Origin of the sequence: Lysinibacillus sp. UBA6686 (assembly GCF_002455205.1) — a bacterium.
Taxonomy (GTDB): domain Bacteria; phylum Bacillota; class Bacilli; order Bacillales_A; family Planococcaceae; genus Lysinibacillus; species Lysinibacillus pakistanensis.
This window is the reverse complement of record NZ_DKJS01000009.1, coordinates 1-16,765: the sequence shown is the minus strand read 5'-3', so window position 1 is coordinate 16,765 and position 16,765 is coordinate 1. Positions and strand designations below refer to the sequence as shown.

Annotated in this window: 12 protein-coding genes, 7 tRNA genes and 1 pseudogene; 16 read left to right on the top strand and 4 right to left on the bottom strand. The window is 36.6% G+C overall.

Features of this window, described 5'->3' with window-relative positions; translation table 11 throughout:
- Positions 1-28: 28 nt before the first annotated feature.
- The 10 genes from B2R82_RS02455 (at position 29) to B2R82_RS02410 (ending at position 3,698) form a co-directional block, all read left to right on the top strand.
- Positions 29-102: transfer RNA gene (locus tag B2R82_RS02455), tRNA-Trp, on the top strand.
- 12 nt (positions 103-114) lie between these two features.
- A tRNA-His gene (locus B2R82_RS02450) sits at positions 115-190 on the top strand.
- A 40-nt stretch (positions 191-230) separates the two neighbouring features.
- Positions 231-306: transfer RNA gene (locus B2R82_RS02445), tRNA-His, on the top strand.
- A gap of 10 nt (positions 307-316) precedes the next feature.
- A tRNA-Gln gene (locus B2R82_RS02440) sits at positions 317-392 on the top strand.
- A gap of 5 nt (positions 393-397) precedes the next feature.
- A tRNA-Gly gene (locus tag B2R82_RS02435) sits at positions 398-472 on the top strand.
- 8 nt (positions 473-480) lie between these two features.
- Positions 481-554 (top strand) — tRNA-Cys (locus B2R82_RS02430).
- 47 nt (positions 555-601) lie between these two features.
- Positions 602-682: transfer RNA gene (locus B2R82_RS02425), tRNA-Leu, on the top strand.
- A gap of 453 nt (positions 683-1,135) precedes the next feature.
- Entirely contained in the window at positions 1,136-1,495 is a 360-nt protein-coding gene (locus B2R82_RS02420; protein WP_286923350.1) for a BlaI/MecI/CopY family transcriptional regulator, read from the top strand.
- A gap of 1 nt (position 1,496) precedes the next feature.
- Entirely contained in the window at positions 1,497-3,035 is a 1,539-nt protein-coding gene (locus B2R82_RS02415) for a M56 family metallopeptidase (RefSeq protein ID WP_286923349.1), read from the top strand.
- Positions 3,036-3,212: 177 nt separating this feature from the next.
- Positions 3,213-3,698, top strand: coding sequence for a hypothetical protein (locus B2R82_RS02410; protein ID WP_286923348.1), 486 nt, complete (start codon positions 3,213-3,215; stop codon positions 3,696-3,698).
- 545 nt (positions 3,699-4,243) lie between these two features.
- Here B2R82_RS02410 and B2R82_RS02405 read toward each other — a convergent pair.
- Positions 4,244-5,370 (bottom strand): annotated as a pseudogene (locus B2R82_RS02405) (IS3 family transposase).
- Positions 5,371-5,637: 267 nt separating this feature from the next.
- Positions 5,638-6,831 carry an MFS transporter gene (locus tag B2R82_RS02400; protein ID WP_286923351.1) on the bottom strand — a complete coding sequence of 398 codons (1,194 nt, stop codon included), beginning with the start codon at positions 6,829-6,831 and terminating at the stop codon, positions 5,638-5,640.
- Positions 6,832-7,074: 243 nt separating this feature from the next.
- On the opposite strand from B2R82_RS02400, the gene B2R82_RS02395 reads away from it, so the two are divergent.
- Positions 7,075-7,653 (top strand): TetR/AcrR family transcriptional regulator, encoded by a 579-nt coding sequence (locus B2R82_RS02395; protein WP_286923347.1) that lies wholly within the window; start codon positions 7,075-7,077, stop codon positions 7,651-7,653.
- Between the two features lie 233 nt (positions 7,654-7,886).
- On the opposite strand, the gene B2R82_RS02390 is transcribed toward B2R82_RS02395, so the two are convergent.
- A complete protein-coding gene (locus tag B2R82_RS02390) occupies positions 7,887-8,975 on the bottom strand; it encodes a serine hydrolase domain-containing protein (protein WP_286923346.1) in 1,089 nt (362 codons plus the stop codon).
- Positions 8,976-9,370: 395 nt separating this feature from the next.
- Between B2R82_RS02390 and B2R82_RS02385 the strand changes: the two genes are divergently transcribed.
- The 5 genes from B2R82_RS02385 (at position 9,371) to thpR (ending at position 16,561) form a co-directional block, all read left to right on the top strand.
- Positions 9,371-10,150, top strand: a complete 780-nt coding sequence (locus tag B2R82_RS02385; protein WP_286923345.1) for a CPBP family intramembrane glutamic endopeptidase — start codon at positions 9,371-9,373, stop codon at positions 10,148-10,150.
- A gap of 271 nt (positions 10,151-10,421) precedes the next feature.
- Positions 10,422-11,405 (top strand): S-layer homology domain-containing protein, encoded by a 984-nt coding sequence (locus B2R82_RS02380; protein ID WP_286923344.1) that lies wholly within the window; start codon positions 10,422-10,424, stop codon positions 11,403-11,405.
- A 682-nt stretch (positions 11,406-12,087) separates the two neighbouring features.
- Positions 12,088-12,654, top strand: a complete 567-nt coding sequence (locus B2R82_RS02375; RefSeq protein WP_286923343.1) for a TetR/AcrR family transcriptional regulator — start codon at positions 12,088-12,090, stop codon at positions 12,652-12,654.
- A gap of 104 nt (positions 12,655-12,758) precedes the next feature.
- Entirely contained in the window at positions 12,759-15,941 is a 3,183-nt protein-coding gene (locus B2R82_RS02370; protein WP_286923342.1) for a bifunctional cytochrome P450/NADPH--P450 reductase, read from the top strand.
- Between the two features lie 47 nt (positions 15,942-15,988).
- Positions 15,989-16,561, top strand: coding sequence for an RNA 2',3'-cyclic phosphodiesterase (thpR, locus tag B2R82_RS02365; RefSeq protein WP_286923341.1), 573 nt, complete (start codon positions 15,989-15,991; stop codon positions 16,559-16,561).
- Positions 16,562-16,579: 18 nt separating this feature from the next.
- Here the strand turns inward: thpR and B2R82_RS02360 are convergent.
- Positions 16,580-16,765 (bottom strand): hypothetical protein (locus tag B2R82_RS02360; RefSeq protein ID WP_286923340.1); only part of this gene is annotated, 186 nt, incomplete at its 5' end.

The following is a 16,765-nucleotide window of genomic DNA, read 5'->3' as shown; positions in this document are numbered from 1 at the left end:
CGTCCCCCTCCACCAGTTTTATTGAAATAGGGGCATAGTTCAACGGTAGAATAGAGGTCTCCAAAACCTTTGGTGTGGGTTCGATTCCTACTGCCCCTGCCAATTAATTTTATGGCGATTGTGGCGAAGTGGTTAACGCACCGGATTGTGGTTCCGGCATTCGTGGGTTCGATTCCCATCAGTCGCCCCATTTTCTATAAAATTAATAAATCCAATAAAATATAATTATGGCGATTGTGGCGAAGTGGTTAACGCACCGGATTGTGGTTCCGGCATTCGTGGGTTCGATTCCCATCAGTCGCCCCATTAAACATTTTGGGGTATAGCCAAGTGGTAAGGCAACGGATTTTGATTCCGTCATTCCCTAGGTTCGAATCCTAGTACCCCAGCCATTTTTGCGGAAGTAGTTCAGTGGTAGAACACCACCTTGCCAAGGTGGGGGTCGCGAGTTCGAACCTCGTCTTCCGCTCCAAATATGATGGCGGCATAGCCAAGTGGTAAGGCACGGGTCTGCAACACCCTTATCACCGGTTCAAATCCGGTTGCCGCCTCCATATTATTTTTGTTAATCGGTGTATCCGATTTTTTTTATCTCCATTATGCCGGTGTGGCGGAATTGGCAGACGCGCACGACTCAAAATCGTGTTCCTTTGGAGTGTCGGTTCGACCCCGACCACCGGTATCATTAGAAGTTTGTTAGTCAATATAAGAAATACTTGAAAGCCCATAAACCTTGATATATCAAGGTTTATGGGCTTTTTTCGTTTTTAAAGAAAACGATAGGTTGTGGTTTTCCATCGACCATTATAAGTACATACTTTCAAAATATTAATATTCTTATAGGTCAAAAGGTTTGTTTTTAATTCTACTGCTTTTTGATGTAATACTTGCCCATAATTCATTTTCCGTAGCTACATATAATTGAACGTTTATACCGAATTTTTCCAATAACTTTCATCATCATAGAGATTTTCTGCAACTTGGAACAGAGAATGCAATGGCTGTTGGAATAACCTTTGGTATTTAAATAATATATACCCATATATAACAAGATTTGACATTGTTTCGAGAAAGATATACTATACGAATAAGACAATTGACTTAAATGAAAAAGGGGTGAGTAAATATTAAAAAATTGCCTGAAGCAGAATTTGAGATTATGAAGATAGTTTGGGAAAGTAATCCTCCAATTACTACAGGAATAATAATGAGCGAAATAGGAAATGAGAAAGGTTGGAAAATTCAAACCGTAGTATCTCTTATGCAAAGATTAACTGAACGTGGATTTCTTCGTAGTGAGAAAAAAGGTAAGGAGAGATTTTATTACCCTATAGTAGAAAAAGGTGCATATCTAAGTTTTGAAACAGAGCATTTTATGAAGCTCTATCATAAAAACTCCTTTATGAATTTAGTGGGTACACTCTATAAATCCGATACTATTTCTAAAGAAGATTTGGCTTTATTAATTAAATGGGTGGAAGAAAAGAGGGATTAATATGCAAAGTATCATGGTAGGTTTATTCTTTAAATCTGTAGTGATGTCCTTTATTGGACTACTCTTTATAGCTGTAACACCTTTCCTTTTAAAACGATATAGTGCTAAATGGCTCTATTATGGCTGGCTCGTTATCCTTGTAGGGTTTATTTTACCATTTACGCTCAATATGTCGTCCACAGTTGTCAATTTATCAGAACAAGCGCCATTGCCATCTAAAGAACTTGTTCCAGTTAACAGTAGTCAAATAACACTTGTGTCGACATCTGTAGATACCATATCAGCATTCTCTGTATGGCAAATAGGGATGATCATATGGATTTTAGGAATCATTGTATTTTTGACAGTTCATCTTGTAAGACATTATCGTTTTATGAACATGGTGAAAAGATGGGGGCAAACGATAACTGAAACGGAAACCCTTCATTTGCTTGAAAAAGTTAAACGTGAAATGAATATCACTAAGGAAATCGCATTGAAAGAATGTAGCTTTATCCATTCCCCCATGTTAGTGGGATTTACTAATAATACTATCTGGCTACCTAATAATTCTTATCGAGAAGAAGAACTAAACTTGATATTGAAGCATGAGTTAGTTCATTTAAAAAGAAAGGATTTATGGTATAAAGCTTTTGTATTGCTGATTAGTAGTATTCATTGGTTCAATCCATTGTTCTATCTATTCGCTAAAGAACTGGACAATCTTTGTGAACACGCTTGTGATGATAAAGTAGTAAAAAATACTGACATCCAACTTAGGAAAACGTATAGTCAGACGATACTACATGCTGAGAAATTAAAAAGAGGAGAAGGTGTTTTTTCTACAAATTTTCTAGGAAGTAAACAAATTCTAAAAAAAAGGATACTCTCCATTATGGATATGAGTAAGAAGAAATCAGGAATCGTTATGATGGCGCTATTAATTTTACTTTCAACAGGCGGAATGGCTGTCAGTTCAGCATTTGCTATTTCTAGTATACCGTTGAATTATTTAGATGAAACATTTATGAAAGACTCCATTTTAAATGGTGCATCCAGAGGTGACTTTGCAACAGACAAGTTTATTATTTACCCACAGAATATGAAGGATAGAAAAGCTGTGCCACCTGAGCCTACTATAAACAAAGAGCTCTATCGTGATGTGTTTTCAGCGGGTGTCATTGGAACTGAAGCAAGATACCGATACCCGATTGAAATTGTGCATAAACAGCATGGACAGAAATATACAACAGTAATTCATATTGAATATGACTATGAGCTACTAGCACCTGTCGAATATGATGAGCTCAATACCCTTATCGAAGCCTATTTATTACCTTTTAATGAGTTAAAGTCAATACCCTATGAAGATTTCATCATACCAGATTACCTAGAAAGTAGATTGAAAGCCTATATACAAGATATTGATACACAGAATACAGACGCACGCGTGGAATTCACATTTAATTTTAATGGCTTGGTAACGAACAATAATCATCTGCCTTTCCAAAGTCATAATCCTATAGGTACTACACCACGTTATATGAAGTCTACACCATAGAAATCGTGATGTATAGCTGAGTGATGTAGGTTTTTCCTATATATTGTTAAGTAACTTAGCATCTCTCGAACTATCACATATAGAAAAATTTACTTTAAGGGATGTGATGCCACTTCAAATCGTAGTAGTTATACAAGAAAAAATGGAAAAGTGAGGAATTTGACAATGAAAAAATGGATGATGAGTTTGTTGACAATGATTTTATGTATCGTAACACCAGTAGCTGCTTTTGCACAAGAAGCAGAAACTGAAGAACCTACAGAAGAAGGTTTTCTTCTCGAAATTGATGCTTCGGACAATTCTGAGCAAGTTTACGAAATCGACGGGATTGAATTTAGAGTACTTCCTACATTAACACGAGCGGGGGTAAATGCAAGTAAGAAAGTTGTAATGACTGACCTTTATAATAACGCCAACCTTGGTACTGTGGTCATAAATGCAACTTGTATATATGATGGGAAAATAGTGGGGGCTACAGACCATTCAGCCCATATAATCAATAAACCATCTACTTCTGACTTGAAAGCAACAGGTACTTCTGTTGATAATAATAACACTGTTATGTTAATCGTTAATGCCAAAGTATCTTTTACTAGTTCAAAAGGAACAAAAAGCGGGGGAACAATCTCGATGTTAGTATATGCCAATGGTGTTTATAACTGATAAGGCAAATTAAAAAGATTATCTCCCCACTAACCACGATGAGGTCAGGGTTCGATCCACCTAGGATCCACCTAGGATCCACCTAGGATCCACCAAGGATCCACCAAAAAACTTATGCTTGAGGCATGTTACTTTAAAAGAAAGTGAAGTATGTACTTTTGAGGTTTACATTGCCAAATCATTTTACACACTCCAGGTAGGAAACCTTGATATATAAGGTTTTTTACTACAATCCCTGTCCCGATCACCGGTATCAATATTTAACAGGGATTGTGAGTTCAGTCATAAAGACTGAACACGTAATCCCTTTTGTTTTGGTCGTTTCTTATAACCATGAACGTAAAAAATGGATCTAAGTCAAGATTACGGACACACAAAAGTTAAGTTTTTGTTTTGTGGCGACCACCATTTATGGAGTGTTCCACATCCCGTGTAGCCAGTCAAAGTGAAAAGAGCCTTTGACAGACTACACGGGATGTAGAGCGAGAAATCCATGGAGGTTGTGCCCAAAATATGAAGGGGAAGATTGCTTGAACCCCAAAGTTTTACGCTACAGCTCGACACATATTTTCGTATTCATCAGGCGTTAAAAAGCCTATGGCACCGTGAATTTGTTTGCGATTGTACCAACCTTCAATGTATTGAAATAGTGCAATTCTAGCTGTTTCATAATTTTCATAGCGCGTTCGATATACTTTTTTCAATGTTGCATGAAAAGATTCGATAAAGCGTTATCGTATGGGCAACCTTTACGGCTGAACGACGGAATCATTTCGTGCTTTTTTAGTTTTTCTTGGAATGTTTCACTCGTATATCGCGTACCTAAATCGGTATGGATGATCAATCCTGGGGTTGGATTTTGAGCTTGTACAGCGTAATCCAATGCCTCAACGATTAAATCTACGGTCATTTTTCATCCGAATTTATACCCTACAATTTTCTTCGAATGTAAATCAAGAACCGACGCCAAGTAGCACCATCCATCGCGGATTGTATGGATATACGTAATATCAGCTACCATTTTTCATTAATCGTCGTTGTATGGAAATCTTGTTCAAGTATATTTTCACGTTCTTCCACGGGCTTTTGTGTTGGCGTCGGACGGTACTTTTTTGTGATGTTCAAGCGAATACCAGTTTTTTTCATGAGTCGTTGTACGCGTTTAATACTACTTTCACACCTTCTTTGAGTAACTGTGCATGTATTTTCGGCGCACCGTATCGTTCATCACTTTCTTTGTGAATGACACAAATACGTACTGTAATTTTTTTGTTTTCAACTTCGTACACGCATGGTTTCTTGTGGAAAGACTGATAATACGTACTTTTGGGTACCTTTAAAACGCGACACATTAATTGAATAGGATAATGTTCGCTTTCGTTTTCAATATGGTCAATGAGTTCTTGTTCTGTTACTTTTTCGCGAATATGGTCATAGCCTTTTTTAAGATTTCAATCTCCTGCTTTAACCGAAGATTTTCTTTTTGGATCGAAGAAACTTCCGCTGCAGCTAATTCTTCTGCACCTTCGATTGGAGAATGTAACTTAATCCATTTATAAATAGTTACTTCAGAAACGCCATATTCGCTAGACAGTTGACTGACCGATGTACCAGAGTGATAAAGATCTACTACAGTTTGTTTAAATTCTTGGTTGTATCGTTTTTGACTCATAAAACAGACACGTCCTCTCTTGGTTATAATAATACTTACTTAACCGGGTTGTGTCCATGCCTCTATTCTACATTCAGTACTTATGCAATATGAGATGTTAATCACTACTCATTATACATTTCTGTAAAAGTTTCGAATGCTTTAACTTTCGGGATAGAACTAAAAAATATATTAGTTTGAGTTGAATAAGAAAAAAGCGTATTTGGAAAATAATAATTCCAATTCGCTTTTTTGTTTAAGTAATGATATTGGTCTTCTATCTTAGAATTACTTCTTTTCTGTGGCAAAATAAAAAATAGAAAATATAGGGAACATTATCCCAACCCATAATGCAGTACTCCATCCTCCAATTGCATAGGCCCATCCTCCGATTGCTGACCCAATTGCACCACCAAAAAAGAAAATTGCCATGAATAGTCCATTAAGACGACTACGAACTTCGGGGCTCAACGAGAAAAGTGCACGTTGGCTGAGCACAAGATTTGCGGATACCCCAGCATCTAACAATAGGGATGAAACTACTAGAACAGCTATTCCAATAGGTGAGCTAGTTTGAATAATAAGCGGTAATAAAAGGGAAATAACGACTGTAAGAAGTGCTATTCCTGTTGCAGGTTTAGTTAAGCCACGATCAGCAATTCGTCCTGCAATTGGCGCGGCTACTGCACCAGCGACTCCAACAAGCGCGAATATCGCAACTTCTTTCTGAGAAAAGTGAAAGGCAGGGCTAGTTAGCAGTTGTGGAACTGTTGTCCAAAACAAACTAAAAGATGCAAATACACCTGCATGATATGCTGCACGACGGCGTAATATCGGGGTTGTTCGTAACAAATGCCACATAGATCCGAGCAGCGCTATATAGTGTGTATCCGCTGAAGGCTTTCTTGTAGGTAACACCTTCGAAAGTACAATGGCTAAAACCAAAATAGTTATGGCAGACAAAATGAATATTGCATGCCAGCCAAGAAAGTCAGCAACTAAGCTTGATAAAGGGCGTGAGAGCATAATTCCAAGTAACAAACCGCTCATGACATTGCCAACAACACGGCCACGTGAGGAATCGGAAGCAAGATATGATGCAAAAGGTACGAGTACTTGCGTAGCTACCGAACCTAAACCTATGACAAACAAAGCGACTAAGAACAACAAAATCTGTTTCGTCATTGCTGTAGTAGCAAGGGCGACTGCGGTGATAAGTAAAGATGAGACAATCAGCTTCCGATTTTCAAGAATATCTCCTAAAGGCACGATAAATAGCAAACCGACAACGTAACCGATTTGTGTTAACGTAACGATTAAGCCAGAACTGTTTGCTGACAACCCAATTGATGAGCTAATTACCCCAACTAAGGGTTGCGCGTAATACAAATTAGCAACAATGATACCACATGCGGTAGCCAAAAGAATGGTTAACCACGAAGGAATGTTTTTTTCAATTGTTTGTTTCTTAGTATCCACTATTTTATACAACTCCTTGTATTGAAATATAATGCTTAACAATTAATAATTAAAACGTCGTGTAGTTTCCCTCCATAAGTTAGTTAATCATTTTATAATACTGTACGTTTAGTATATTAAATGATTAACCATATGATATACTGAACGTATAGTTTTGTAAATAGGTAATTTCAACTTTCTGTTTTTCTAAATAATTGATATACTGAACATACAGTTTATTAATTTCTGAAAAAGGTGGTATTTATGATGAATGGAAAAAGAGGCAGACCACGTAATTTAGAAGCACAAAAGTCAATCCTTTCCGCATCTTATGATTTATTGTTGGAAAATGGATTTCAAGCTGTCACAGTTGATAAAATCGCTGATTATGCCCAAGTGAGTAAAGCAACTATTTATAAATGGTGGCCAAACAAGGCGGCAGTAGTGATGGATGGTTTCCTATATGCTGCCTCTGAAAGATTGCCCGTGCCTGATACTGGTTCGGCGTACAATGATATTCTAATTCACGCCACAAACTTAACCATGTTTTTGACGAGTCGAGAGGGGACAATCATTACACAATTATTAGGTGAAGGACAGTTTGATGCAGGATTAGCAGATGCCTATCGTGCTCGATATTTCCATCCCCGCCGACTTGAAGCAAGGAGTCTTTTGGAAAAAGGAATTCAACGCGGTGAATTGAAAAAAAGTATCGACATTGATATTTGTATTGATTTAATTTATGGTCCTATCTTCTATCGATTACTTGTGACTGGCGAAACATTAGATGAACCATATGTACAACAATTAATATTAAACGCTTTTGAAGGAATTCGTTCTACTTAAAATAGGTTTAATCATCGTATAAAAGTACTCCCCAAAAATGATATAACTTTGCTGAAGGCTATTCTAAGTAAGGCTTACACTTATTAGTAGTGTGGTAATGAAATTGCCTTCCACTGAGGTTCCTCAATGCCCCACTACATATCAGAAATTATAAATACAAAAAATAATTAAAGCCCTCTCTAGAGAGAAGGGCTTGAGTTTTCTATCTTAAACTTGAGGAAAGGCTTTTACAATTAAAGTTTCTCTTCCCATATCCAAATTGGCTTCTGAAGAACGATGGAGGTAAGATGCCGGTTGATTCTTTTCGAATTCATTGTCATCTCGTTGCTCAGAACGATCACTGTTAATTCCTCGTCATTTAGGCGTGTAACATAATGACAGAAGCCACTTGGATATCCTCCTGGGTGTCCAACTGCTTTTTTCCCCATGACATCTTGAGTATACCATCCGTATCCATATTCAAACGGAAATTTTTTAGCATGGGTTGTACTCATCAGTTCTGATGTTTCTTTGCTTATCAATACATTATTATTTAAGGCTCTGTAAAACAGTTCTAAATCTTCAACTGTAGAAATGATATCCCCAGCTGCATACGCTGCAGAATTATGCATTAAGGGTCCTATTTTCCCCTCCACATGTCCTTCCGCTTTCGGTGTGCCAGCGGGAACCGTAAACATAGAATTAAACATGTTGCTCGGCTCAAAAATATTTTCTTCTATATAATTTGCATATGACTGTCCGCTGACTTTTTCAATAATTAGCCCTAACATTACATAGCCAGTATTACTATAACTAAAGCTTTTACCTGGAATAAACTCTAATTCCGAATCTTTAACGGTATTAACAATATCATGTGGATTCCATTCTTTGCTGTAGTCAAATTTGAAATCCTTCTTTAGATAATCTGGAATTCCTGAGCTATGACTTAGTAGATGACTTATTGTAATAGTCTCTCCATTCGGAAAGTCTGGGAAGTATTGCGAAATTGGATTATCTAAGTTTAGAAGTTCCTTTTCTACTAATTGCATGACTGCTACTGAAGTGAATGTTTTAGATAATGAAGCTATCTGATAGAGTGTGCTTGGGCTATTAGGTAAATCAGTGCCTGCCAATCCGTAACCTTTTGTAAATAAAATTTCACCCTCCTTTGCAATGAGGACCGTTCCCTGAAATTTTTCATTTGTCAAATATTGATCGATTTTTTCAGAAACGTTTCCAGATAAATCACTATGGTTGTTACGTCCAAATAATAGCAAAGCTACTATAGACACGATTACTAAAACAACAATAGTAATAGAGATAAATTTTAAAAATTTTTTCATATTATACCTCTCAATCTATTTCTATAGCCTATTAAACATTTCTATTATAAGACGAAATTTGACATAATACACGAAAATAATGGAAATATCACCAAATTCCTCGTGATTTTAAATTTTTCGGAAATTTTAGGTAGATGTTCGACTTTGAAACTGGTATCAATTGAGGGAAAAACCATAAAAGAAAAGTTTGGAAAATTTTAAAGAAAGATCAAAACGAATCTAAATTGAAGAATAAAAATGTTTCATAAAAGTAGTTAAAAGTTGGATTATCATGTGGAATGAAAAGTATAGCTACCTTATAATTAAGAAAAAAATGCAATAAGATTTAGAAGAATTATAAAAGTTAGCCAAATCTGAAAGCTCTTGTAAAATAATTAATAATGGAGTGTTACTAGATGTCAATATGGGTACAAATTTTGTTATTTGCTATACCAGGGATTACCATATATTATGGCGTGTTTTATGGTACTCCTAAACTGGTCAGCAAAGGTATCCCTTTAATTTATTCTTTCTGGTTATGGTTGTGGATTCCAGCTCTGCTGTTATTACCTTTATCCATAGGTTTGTACAATTTTCTTGAAGATGGAGCTTTGACTATCGAAGCAATTAATCAACGATTCCGCTTAAATCCAATAAGCAGAGTTGATTGGTTATGGATTGTCCTGGCGGTTATACTAACTATAGTTTTTGACCAACTTTTAGAGCCCATAGGAAAAGTACTAGCAAAGTATAAATTATTTTCACCACCCAGCTATTTACCTGAACCGTTTAATCCCTTAAAAAAATTCAATATGCCCCCGAAAGAGTTTTTTGGTGTCTCATTAAAAGGTAACTGGAGATTACTAATGATTTTTATGCCCATTCACTTAATTGCAATGTTTAGTGAAGAAATGATGTGGCGGGGGTATCTTTTACCGATTCAAGAAGTAATGTTTGGAGATATGGCCTGGGTATTTAATGGGCTGCTATGGGCTTGGGTGTTACATATAGCATTAAAATGGCATGTTATTGGAATGATTCCTAGTATGCTGATAGCCCCTTTAATTGCACAATATACGCAATCTACATGGGCTTCATTTGCAGTTCATGCCATTGGAAATGCTCCCCTGTGGATAATACTTTTAATTGGGATAATAAATACAACAGAAACATTAAATGAAATGAAGCAAGGGTAGGATATCTTTTTTAGCTAAAAAACATGATGAAGAAATGTAAAGGAACATCCCAATATTATGGTGCGTAATTAGAATTTTAAGACCAAATAGTCCACTTTAGCAGTACTTACATCTTAAATTTCTGAATATCACTTTTATTCATAGTGTATACAATAATTTAATAGACTATTTGTTTCTATAATTTTAATTTTTTAAAATATACACTTAATATAATAGGACTAGTTATGGTATGATTGACCTAAGTCATGTTTAATAAAAGGGGAAATATAAAATGAAAAAAGTATTGTATTCATTATTCTTTGCTTTGATTTTGTCTATTTTTTCATTTAATGCTTTTGAAGCGAAAGCATCAGACAAATTATCGAATCGTGCAGAGGCGATTGTTGAAATTGGAAAATTACTTGGTTTAGATGGCACTCAAAAAGAAACACAATTCAAAGATGTTCCGAAAAGTCACTATGCGAGTGGTTATATACAGTCTGCTGTTGACAAAGGGATTATAAACGGATATCCAGATGGCACTTTCAAGCCTTCACAAGAATTAACAAGAGCTCATGTTGCTATCTTTATTTCAAGAGCATTTGGATCAAAATTACCAACGGGAAATCAGGCATTCAAAGATGTAAAGAAAGGTGATAGTGCCTATAGTGCGATTCAGCAATTAGTGGCAGCAGGAATTACAGCTGGTTATCCAGATGGCACGTTTAAGCCTAATGATAAATTAACACAAGCTCATTTAAAAACATTTATCAGTAGAACAGACAGCTACTTAAAGACAGGGAAAAAACCTACAACAAATAATACAAGCAAGGGAAATGGTACTTTAAAAGGTACCGTTATTTGGAAATATAACGATTTTATTGGTACTAAAGGAGATACTGGTGCCGTAATTTATCTATTCCCAACGAATGCTACATATCCTAGTTATACGAAGCAACAACTATTTGATTGGTTAGAGAAAAAAAATGAGTTAAAGGATGTATATAGAACTTTAGCTGACGCAAATGGTAACTATACTTTTAATAATCTACCTGCTGGTAAATATATTGCAGTTATTTCATCTAAAAATACACATAGAAATGTTTTAGAAACTTTAAATTCGCACAATCAATTGAAAACTTTATTTGGTGAGTTTAATTATTCAATTTTTGAGGCAAATGCTATGACAATTTTTAAGCATCAAATTAGAGAGATTGAAATAAGTGATAAATCGACTGTTGATTTTAGTGCTGATTTTGGATACACTGCATGGTGATGATTTAAAAAAGAATTAAGGGATTACAGTGTAATTTTTTATACTGTAATCCTTTTTACTTTTATATCCACCTTTTCATTTTCATCTAGTATTATTAATAAGATATTGTGAATCTTGTGATATTGCACGGCAAACTTAATTTTTCATCTCAGGTCATTTAAAGACAGATTAGTATGCTTTCTTTTAAACTGTCTATAATAATAAAGATAGGAAATATGGAGACCTGTAGTTTTGTATAATATTCAATCATCAGAATGACAAGAGGTGAAGGAATTGAAAACAATGAGATACATAAGACGTGCTTAAAAAGAGAAGCACTTGAATAAATGGGGATTGGATATTGATATTAGTCGTTTTATAAAGAAGTTCTAAAATATAACTATGAATCAAGGTAAAATGTTCAACATGTTTGTCACAGCTCTGTCATTGAAGTCGGTTTGGCAGTATTATACAATAGGAATGAACGTTCATTCTTTATCTTCATTCAGCAGAATACCCCACCACTATAGGTGTTGAGATGAATACGGTTTTGGTTTCTTTTCAGGGGTGTCCAAACACCTACTGAATGAAGATAATGCCTCCGGCGGATGTCACGGATTTTCAAAGGAATGAATTGTGTAGGCACAATTCAAAATCCGGACGCAATTGCGCCAAGGCGAAATTGATTTGGAGGAAAATTAATGTGACTACGAATAAGAGAGAGAATATAATGAAAGCTTCCTTGATGCTGTTTACTGAGCGTGGTTTTGATGCAACAACTGTTCCAATGATTGCTGACAAGGCACAAGTTGGTGCTGGCACAATATATCGTTATTTTGAAAATAAAGAGGTGCTGCTCAATTCGCTGTATCGGGAATGTGTGGAACAACTATATCAAAGATTGACGGAGGATTTTCCTGTATCCGCCTCAGTTCGCGAACAATTTCATCATTTGTTTCAGCGGTTAATCCATTTTGGTCAGGAACATAGAGAGAAGTTAACTTTTATTGATTCACATATGGAGCCAAGGATATTGGATGAAGAAAGCCAAAACAAGTTTTATGAGTGTTTGGGTTTTTTACAGAAATTTATCATAGAAGGGCAGCAGCAGGGAATTATCGTACAATTGCACCCTGATGCTCTAATTCCGATTTTTTATGGCACGATTATTAAACTGTTTAAAGTGACACGAGATAGCGACTTGGAAGAATCCGCTGATTTGTTTGCAGGTATTGAAGAATGCTGCTGGAATGGCCTTAAAATTCATTGATTTTTAAATAGGTAGTTCTTATAAAATTGTACGGTAATAGAGTCACAATTACCGTACGATGCAATAAACGGAATGAACGTTCATTCCTAAGGAGGTATAGTGTAATGACAATAATGATTCCACAACCTAAAACATATGGACCATTGGGAAATATTCCACAAATGAATGCCAATACACCGTTCCAATCATTGATGAGTATGGCTCAGAAACATGGTGAAATTTTTAGATTAAAGCTGCCGGTTGGTAATTTACTCATTGTCTCTGGTTATGAATTAATGAAAGAAATTGCCAACTCTCCGCGCTTTGGTAAAGTGGTCGAAAAAACAGTATTGGAGAAGGTACGTACTTTAGGAGGAGATGGACTATTCACTTCAGAAACAAATGATCCAAACTGGCACAAGGCTCATAATATTTTACTTCCAAGTTTTAGTAGGACAGCAATGCGGGGCTATTTCGATATGATGCTAGATTTAGCAATGCAGCTTATACAAAAATGGGAGCGATTAAATCCAGACGAAGAGATCGATATTCCTGAGGATATGACGAGGCTCACACTTGATACAATTGCCTTATGTGGATTTAATTATCGCTTCAATAGCTTTTATCGAGAGGATTCTCATCCATTTGTAGCAAGTATGGTTAGAGCATTGGATGAAGCACTGAATCAGGCACAGCGACTGGGTATACAGGATAAATTAATGGTTAAGACAAGAAAGCAGTTCAAGCAGGATATCGATTTTATGTTTTCGCAGGTGGATAAAATCATTGCCGAACGCAAAGCTAATGGCTCACAAGGAGAGAAGGATTTATTGTCTCATATGCTTCACGGCAAAGATTCTGAAACAGGAGGAACGTTGGAAGAGGAAAATATCCGGTATCAAATTATTACTTTTTTAGTTGCTGGGCATGAGACGACAAGTGGTCTTCTTTCCTTTGCGATTTACTATTTACTAAACAATCCCGATAAACTACAAAAAGCATATGAAGAAGTAGATAGTATTCTTACAGATCCAATCCCAACCTATGAGCAAGTTAAACAGCTTAAATATATCCGAATGATTTTAGATGAGTCTTTACGTTTGTGGCCTACCGCTCCTGCATTCAATCTAGAAGTGAAGGAGGACACAGTATTAGCTGGTAAATATGATTTGAAAAAAGGAGATCGGCTAACAGTGCTTATACCTCAGCTCCATCGAGATGTGACTGCATGGGGAGAGGATGCAGAGTTGTTTCAACCAGAGCGCTTTGAAGATCCAAGCAAAATTCCATTTGATGCCTATAAACCATTTGGTCTGGGGCAGCGTGCTTGTATTGGACAACAGTTTGCTTTGCAAGAAGCAACACTTGTGCTAGGATTAATCCTTAAAAATTTTGAGCTAATTGATCATACGCAATATAAGCTAAATGTGAGAGAATCACTGACGGTGAAACCGAATGATTTTAAGTTAAAGGTGCGTGCTCGTAAAAAACAAAAGAGGCATGTTACTGAAGCAAGTAGAAATATTTTGAGCACAGAGTCTAGAATAAAAAAGATTGAGGAAAAAGTAATCGAAGCTCAACATAATACACCGCTATTAGTGTTATATGGCTCAGATCTAGGGACAGCAGAGGGTTTGGCAAGAGAGCTTGCTGATGCTGGACGTGTTCAAGGCTTTCAAAGCAAGGTCGCACCTTTAAATGAATATACTGCTAAACTTCCAACAGAAGGAATTGTCTATATTGTGGCGGCATCATACAATGGGCTACCACCTACGAATGCTAGTCAATTTGTTCAGTGGTTAAAGGAGGAACAGATTGATTTAACAGGGGTTCGATATTGCATCTTTGGCTGCGGGGATCGCAATTGGGCGAGTACTTATCAAAAGGTGCCGATGCTAATTGATGAGCTAATGGTATCTAAGGGAGCACAGCGTATAGTACCACTTGGGGAAGGAGATATGAATGGGGATTTTGAAACAAATGTCGAAGAGTGGAAGCAGGAGCTATGGCCGTCTGTAATGCGAACAATGGGGCTAGAGATAAATGAAAAGGTGAATAAAACATCTCCAGCTCTATCCATGGAAGTTGTAGATCATCAGATAGAAGTACCACTTGCTAGAGCTAACAATGCCTTTAATGCGAAAATTGCCAAAAATCAAGAGTTACGACATAGTATAGAAGGAAGCACTCGGCATATAGAAGTAAAACTGCCAGAGGGTGTCACATATCGCGAGGGCGATCATTTAGGTGTCCTTCCACGAAATCGTCAGTCATTGGTGAATCGAGTACTGCAACGTTTTCAATTGAATGGTAATGATTATGTAATTTTAACTAAGACTGGTCTAAGTATGGCTCACCTGCCTCTAGATCAGCCAGTTAAATTATTCGAGCTACTCAGCACTAATGTTGAATTGCAAGAGGCGGCAACAAGGGCACAATTACGAGAACTGATGGCAACGACAGACTGTCCACCTCATAAAAAGGAGCTAGAGGCTTTACTGGAGGAACAAGCCTATCATCAAAAAATATTGAAGAAGCGGATATCGATGCTTGATTTGTTAGAGCAATATGAAGCTTGTGAAATGACATTTGAACGATTTTTGGAGCTACTTCCACCACTTAAAGTGAGGTATTATTCAATTTCAAGTTCACCAACTATACAACCAGAACAGCCTAGTATTACGGTTAGTGTAGTAAAGGCGCCAGCGTGGAATGGCAAAGCTGAGTATCGAGGAGTTGCATCTAACTTTTTGGCCGAAACAGCAATAGGTGATTCAATTGTTATGTTCATACGGGCACAACAATCAGATTTTCAGTTGCCCACTAACCCTGCCACTCCTATTATTATGGTTGGACCAGGTGTTGGAATTGCACCCTTCCGAGGATTTTTACAAGCACGCCTTATGTTGAAGCATAAAGGCGAACAGCTTGGTGAAGCTATTCTTTACTTTGGCTGTCGTAATGAATCAGACGATATTTATGCTGAGGAGTTAGAGCATTACGAGCAAGAAGGGATTGTAAGGGTATATAAGGCTTATTCACGAAAAGTTGGGCAATCGAAGGAATATGTACAGTATCTAATGGGGCAGACTGAACATGCACAGGAGCTCATTAAAGTACTAGATCAAAATGGGCATTTCTATATATGTGGAGATGGTAGTAAAATGGCTCCAGATGTTGAACGCACATTACTTATGGCATACCAAGTAGTTCATGATGTCAATGAGTCTGCAGCAAAGCAATGGCTAGCTGGGCTTAAAGAACAAGGTCGTTACGCAATGGATGTATGGGCAGGTAGTAACCAATAGCTGCTAATAGTAAAATAAAAAAACATGATCCTAATGAGGTAAATAATATGAACCGACATTTTTTTATTGCCGTTCCACTTCCGTTATCGATTAAAACTACTCTTAAAGAAAAATGTGAAATGCTAAAAACCAATTTGCATTTTAAAAGGTGGGTTCATCTGGAGGATTATCACATTACACTAGCTTTTTTAGGGAATGCAGATCTAGAGCAATTACAAATAGTATTAGGAGAAATAAAGGAAAGCCTAAGGAAGCTTCCATCATTCGAGTTAAAAATTCGCGGATTGGATATTTTTGGTAGAAAAGAATATCCAAGAATTTTATGGGCTAGTATTTTTGAATCTCAGCCATTAAATAATGTGAGAGACATTGTATACAAGGAATGTGTAAAGGCAGGATTTGATTTAGATAATAAACCTTTTGTTCCACACATAACAGTAGCAAGAAAATGGAATGAAACTCACGGTAAAATGCCTATTGACTTAGTGATGACTGAAGAGCTGGAGCTTCCAAAGTTTTTAGTAGAAGAAGTGGTGCTATATGAAACAAAATTTGAGGAAATTCCAAAATATCATCGAAAGGCTGTAATTCATTTAGATGACCTGTCTACACAGAAATAAATGATCAATACCCATAGCTCATAACCTTAATTCAAGGTTTATGAGCTCATGTTGTTGAAATACTATTATGTCAATGAAATCAAGGTGACAAAAGTATATCCCTTTTTTAAAACGACGGGTTAATCTCCGTACCGCTTGAGTGCTTTGTAGCTGTCGCTTTGCTTTCGCTACAGAAAACATTTGCTGCTGACGCTTCGCTTTCGC

Bases quoted from the DNA above. Each gene is read 5' to 3' on its own strand.
- B2R82_RS02410 (WP_286923348.1), top strand. From the start codon at position 3,213: ATGATGAGTTTGTTGACAATGATTTTATGTATCGTAACACCAGTAGCT.
- thpR (WP_286923341.1), top strand. From the start codon at position 15,989: ATGAACCGACATTTTTTTATTGCCGTTCCACTTCCGTTATCGATTAAA.
- B2R82_RS02390 (WP_286923346.1), bottom strand. From the start codon at position 8,975: ATGAAAAAATTTTTAAAATTTATCTCTATTACTATTGTTGTTTTAGTA.
- B2R82_RS02395 (WP_286923347.1), top strand. From the start codon at position 7,075: ATGAATGGAAAAAGAGGCAGACCACGTAATTTAGAAGCACAAAAGTCA.
- B2R82_RS02415 (WP_286923349.1), top strand. From the start codon at position 1,497: ATGCAAAGTATCATGGTAGGTTTATTCTTTAAATCTGTAGTGATGTCC.
- B2R82_RS02385 (WP_286923345.1), top strand. From the start codon at position 9,371: ATGTCAATATGGGTACAAATTTTGTTATTTGCTATACCAGGGATTACC.
- B2R82_RS02370 (WP_286923342.1), top strand. From the start codon at position 12,759: ATGACAATAATGATTCCACAACCTAAAACATATGGACCATTGGGAAAT.
- B2R82_RS02380 (WP_286923344.1), top strand. From the start codon at position 10,422: ATGAAAAAAGTATTGTATTCATTATTCTTTGCTTTGATTTTGTCTATT.